This is a genomic window from Methanosarcina spelaei (assembly GCF_002287235.1).
GTDB lineage: Archaea > Halobacteriota > Methanosarcinia > Methanosarcinales > Methanosarcinaceae > Methanosarcina > Methanosarcina spelaei.
On record NZ_LMVP01000150.1, the window covers coordinates 1 to 4,405 of the forward strand.

At 38.7% G+C, this 4,405-nt stretch carries 4 protein-coding genes; all 4 read right to left on the bottom strand.

Translation table 11 applies throughout. The features are described 5' to 3' along the window. Positions 1-60: 60 nt before the first annotated feature. The 4 genes from ASJ81_RS09140 to ASJ81_RS09155 all read right to left on the bottom strand — a co-directional run bounded on the left by ASJ81_RS09140 (position 61) and on the right by ASJ81_RS09155 (position 4,240). A complete protein-coding gene (locus ASJ81_RS09140; protein ID WP_095644204.1) occupies positions 61-1,026 on the bottom strand; it encodes a hypothetical protein in 966 nt (321 codons plus the stop codon). A gap of 293 nt (positions 1,027-1,319) precedes the next feature. Continuing rightward, positions 1,320-1,505: a hypothetical protein gene (locus tag ASJ81_RS09145; RefSeq protein ID WP_095644205.1), complete on the bottom strand. Its 186-nt coding sequence runs from the start codon at positions 1,503-1,505 to the stop codon at positions 1,320-1,322. Between the two features lie 498 nt (positions 1,506-2,003). Further along, entirely contained in the window at positions 2,004-3,080 is a 1,077-nt protein-coding gene (locus tag ASJ81_RS09150; protein WP_095644206.1) for a hypothetical protein, read from the bottom strand. A gap of 518 nt (positions 3,081-3,598) precedes the next feature. Further along, positions 3,599-4,240, bottom strand: a complete 642-nt coding sequence (locus ASJ81_RS09155; protein ID WP_095644207.1) for a TetR/AcrR family transcriptional regulator — start codon at positions 4,238-4,240, stop codon at positions 3,599-3,601. Positions 4,241-4,405 lie beyond the last annotated feature (165 nt).

The window sequence follows — 4,405 nt, forward strand, 5'->3', positions numbered from 1 at the left end:
GCGAAAAGGGCACCGTCCTCCCGAGACGGAACTCGGGTGACGGAACTCGGGTGACAAAAATCATTCTAATCTATCTATAAGATTGAGGAAGTTAGCTCTTAACATTTCTCTAGTAGAATCCGAAAGATCATCGAGTCTATCAAGAGTTTCCAGAGCTTTTTCTAAGTAGGACTTAGCAAGGGCAGGGTCTTTTTCGACATAGACTCCTCCCATGTAAACATACAGATAAAGGAAGTCATCATATTTTTCAGTAAGCTTTTCGTACAGGTCCTGGATTTTATCAAATTCGCCTCTTTCGGACAGGTCTGAGATATAGAGGCCTACGAGTTCATAGAACTCAGAGCCGTTTTCCAGCAGGAAATCAAATTTTTCGTCCTCTGGCATTGAGAGGAACTTTTTTTCCATTTCGGTCACCAGTTCCTCTTCAGTTAGTTCTTCTCTATCCTCTGCTTCGTAGTTTTCTACAAATTCGAAATAATCTTCCTCATCTCCTTTCATAAGCATGAGATCTGCATGTTTGCTGGACAGGCCTATTTTGGCAGCAAACTTTTTGATGCTTTTTTCGTACTCTTCACTCTCTTGTTCGGTGAAAAGCCCCATAGCATAAGTTGCCCACTTCAGGTACGCCTGTTCGTCTTCCATCCATGACCTGTTATCGATAACCTCTAGAACGTAGTCAATTGCCAGTTCGAACTCGTGATGGCTTATTGGTTCATCATCAAGAAGCTCTATCAGGTTTTCAATTATTTCTATCTCAAGATCCTGTTTAAAAAAAGAGATATTTTTATCGCAGTTATTTTTGATATTAGTTAATGCTGCTACTGCATCTTTGTCCTTTATTTTTCGATCATTTTCATAAAAATATCTTGCAATCGAATATTCAATAGTTCCCAGGTAATCGCCGTATTCGTACTCCTTTCCTTGCAGACTTTTAATTTTGTTTGTTTCCGGAGTATCGGGTTTTAGATATCGGGAAAGCGAGTAATCTTCCCCTTCAGTGAATTTGTTCCCAGTATCAGGACTCATAGCATGCCTCCGCTTGTCTATAATTTTATATTTTTCTTAATATTTATTTTAGCAGCATGTGTTTAAAAACTTAGTTTTTAAGCTTCGTTTGTAAGTTTAGTTTTTCTTTACTTTCAGTGGGAACCTTTCATAGCTCAAGGATTTGAGATATTTCAGATTCTACTAACTTGAATTAAATTTCATACCCAAGTCCTGGACTCAGTACCAAAATCTAGTGATGGATGTAAAATTCAAAATCACTAGATTTTGTAAATGGTCACCATCCGTGTAATACAACTTAATGATTCAAGTCTTTAGATAGCGAATATTGATTTTGATAAAAACTGGATTCTTCTTGCTAATTCAGATTTTCTATCAAAAATGCAAAAATCACTGGATTTTGGAACAGAGTCAAGTCCTGCCAGATTCTCTTTAATTTTCCTCTCCAGCTCCTTTGATTTCCTGAACTGCTCCAAAAGTTCCGTACTTATATTTTCCATGTATTTCTTCAAATCTAATCATTATTTTCGGTTTTTTCAAACTCAAATATCTTTCCTAAATTTCATAGGAAAGGCCGCTATCATGCGTAGAGCGTGACAAGAACGACACGGTACTAAATATGTAATCAGAAATATTTGTAATTCAGCCCTCTTGAGCACAGCGAAAAGGGCACCGTCCTCCCGAGACGGAACTCGGGTGACGGAACTCGGGTAATTCAGCCCTCTTGAGCACAGCGAAAAGGGCACCGTCCTCCCGAGACGGAACTCGGGTGACGGAACTCGGGTAATTCAGCCCTCTTGAGCACAGCGAAAAGGGCACCGTCCTCCCGAGACGGAACTCGGGAAGCAAAACTCGAGAATTAAAAATTGTGGTAAAGCGGTAAGCTTACCATTCAAACATAAGTCGTTTCTCGGGCAAATTGTTTATTGGAAGCCTTAAGGTACATGACAAAATTCAAAACGAAAAATATCAGGCTTATTCGCTTTCGAAATCATTTTTTAAGGCTTTTTTCCAGATTTCTGATTTTTTTTGCTTTTTTTGCTTTCAACGACCTTTTCCTCAACTTTCTCAGTAGCTTCTTCAAGGAGGAGTTTTGTTAGAATATCCATATACTTTTTCAGTTCTCCTCCCATTTCCGGAGGGAATTCTTCTGAATCTTCAGTAGCTTTCAGAGTTTTCTCAAAATAGGATATTGCAAGAGCAGGGTCACTGTTAAGGTAGGCAGACCCAACAATAAAATGCAGAGGGAAAAAGTCTTTATGCTTTTCATTGAACTTTTTGTAAAAGTCCTGGATTTTTTCAAACTCTTCTTTTTCCGCAAGTTCCATGACATAGTCCTGGACAAGTTCGACATAATCCGGGCCTTTGTCCATCAAGAAATCGAATTTCTCATCGTCGTTCATTAAAAAGAAGCCGGTTTCAAGGTCATCTGCCGTCCTGCCTTCTCCAAAAACATCTTCTGGGCTCAGACCTTCTAATAAGCCTCCCTCTCCGAAAATGTCTTCCTCATCGAACATATCCTCAGCATCTCTTTTCATGAGGAGCGTATCAACCTGTGCCCCGGACACACCCATTTTGCGTGCAAATTTTTTGAACTGCCTTTCGTACTTTTTCTCTTCTTCATCTGAAAAAAATCCAAGCACGTACGTAATCCACTTTACATAGGCCTGTTTGTCCTCAAGCCAGGACCTGTTGTCAATGACCCACAAAACATAGTCAATGACAAGGGTGAATTCGTGGTCGAAAAGCGGGTTTTCCTCAAGAGGCTCAACCAGACTTTTTGCAATTTCTTTTTCAAGGGGTTTTTCAAAGAAACTGATTGGTTTGTCACGGTTCTCCTTTATGTTCTTCAGTGCCCTTATGACATCTTTATCCGTTACTTTTCGGTTCTCGTGGCAGTAATAGTCAGCAATTGAAAACTCGATTTCACTCAAATATTCACTGTACTCGTATTCATTCGTGTAAATACTTTTTATTTCCTTTATCTCCAGAGTATCCGGCACAAGAAACTCGGACAAAGATAACTCGTCTTCAACAAATTCGTTATTTTCACCAGAATTCATATCAGGATTCATATGACTGCTATCTGGTTATTGAGTTATATTAATTTCTATGAATTTTCAGAACAGAAGAATCATGAAAATTGCGTTCATTTCCATACAGTTGATAGTATCAACATAACATGAGCTGGAACAGACTTCAAGCAAAAGATTCAAGCAAAAGATTCAAGCAAAAGATTCAAGCAAAAAATTTAAGTAAAAAATTCAGGTAAAAAATTCAGGTAAAAAGTTCAGGTAAAAAGTTCAGGTAAAAGTTCAGGTAAAAGTTCAGGTAAAATTCTTTAACCAATGATCAATCTATCGATTTCTAATGACTAATCAGAGTTCATACCCAAGACCTGCCAGATTCTCTTTAATTTTCTTTCCCAGCTCTTCGGATTTCCTGAACTGCTCCGAAAGTTCGGCAGTCAGTTTCTCCATTTTTTCCTCAAATTCCTCGTCATCATCTTCGGTTTCCCCAAAACCTACAATCTGGATAAGAAAATAATTAAAAAACTATTTAGGTTCCAGGAACCTGTTCAGTAAGAAAAAACTCATGGTGTCTGTCGATATCCCCAAATTTTCAAAGATATATCGACCATCAGGTCGGTCAGGGATTCTTCGCTCTTAATGAGAGACAGAGAATATATCAAGTCGCATTGGATAATGCCCTTTACCGCTATCCCCCAATCTATAAGGACTTCCAGAGGGTCTTTATCACCTACCTCAACACCATTAAAACTACAAAAAAACTCGGATACGGATTTGTAGTATTCATTTTTAAAATCCAAATTTTTGATTTCTTCCACGATCTCGCCGCCGAGCAGTGCGGCTATGATCAACGCTTTTGACAAAGATATGTTATCTCTGGTGTATTGCTGCATATTTTTTATTACATTCCTTATGTAGCCAGGAAAATCATTAAAATCAATATTTTCGGACTTATTTGTCATCAGTAACTCGTCCGTGTACCGATAACTGATCTCTTTAAGGATGTCAAACTTACCTCCTGGGAAATATTTGTAGATCAGTCCTATGCTCACACCGCCAGCCTCAGCTATGTCTCGGATGGTTACATTTTCATAACCTTTTGTCTCTATCAACATGCACATTGCATCCTGAATAGAGATAATTTTCGCTTTTTTATCCCGTTTCATGCTTTTTTGATTTTCTTGAACAGTTTTTTTATCCTGCATCTGGTATCTCCTGAGTGATCTGGCATCTCCAGAGTGAACAATAGTCAAAACCGCAGTTAATAAATTGTATGCATTAACACTCCAGGTGAACAATAGTCAAAACTTCTATTAATCAAAGTTGCGCTGGCGCACCCCGCTGCAAGCAACGGGGTATGTCCGCGCCAG

Bases quoted from the DNA above. Each gene is read 5' to 3' on its own strand.
- ASJ81_RS09140 (WP_095644204.1), bottom strand. From the start codon at position 1,026: ATGAGTCCTGATACTGGGAACAAATTCACTGAAGGGGAAGATTACTCG.
- ASJ81_RS09145 (WP_095644205.1), bottom strand. From the start codon at position 1,505: ATGGAAAATATAAGTACGGAACTTTTGGAGCAGTTCAGGAAATCAAAG.
- ASJ81_RS09150 (WP_095644206.1), bottom strand. From the start codon at position 3,080: ATGAATCCTGATATGAATTCTGGTGAAAATAACGAATTTGTTGAAGAC.
- ASJ81_RS09155 (WP_095644207.1), bottom strand. From the start codon at position 4,240: ATGCAGGATAAAAAAACTGTTCAAGAAAATCAAAAAAGCATGAAACGG.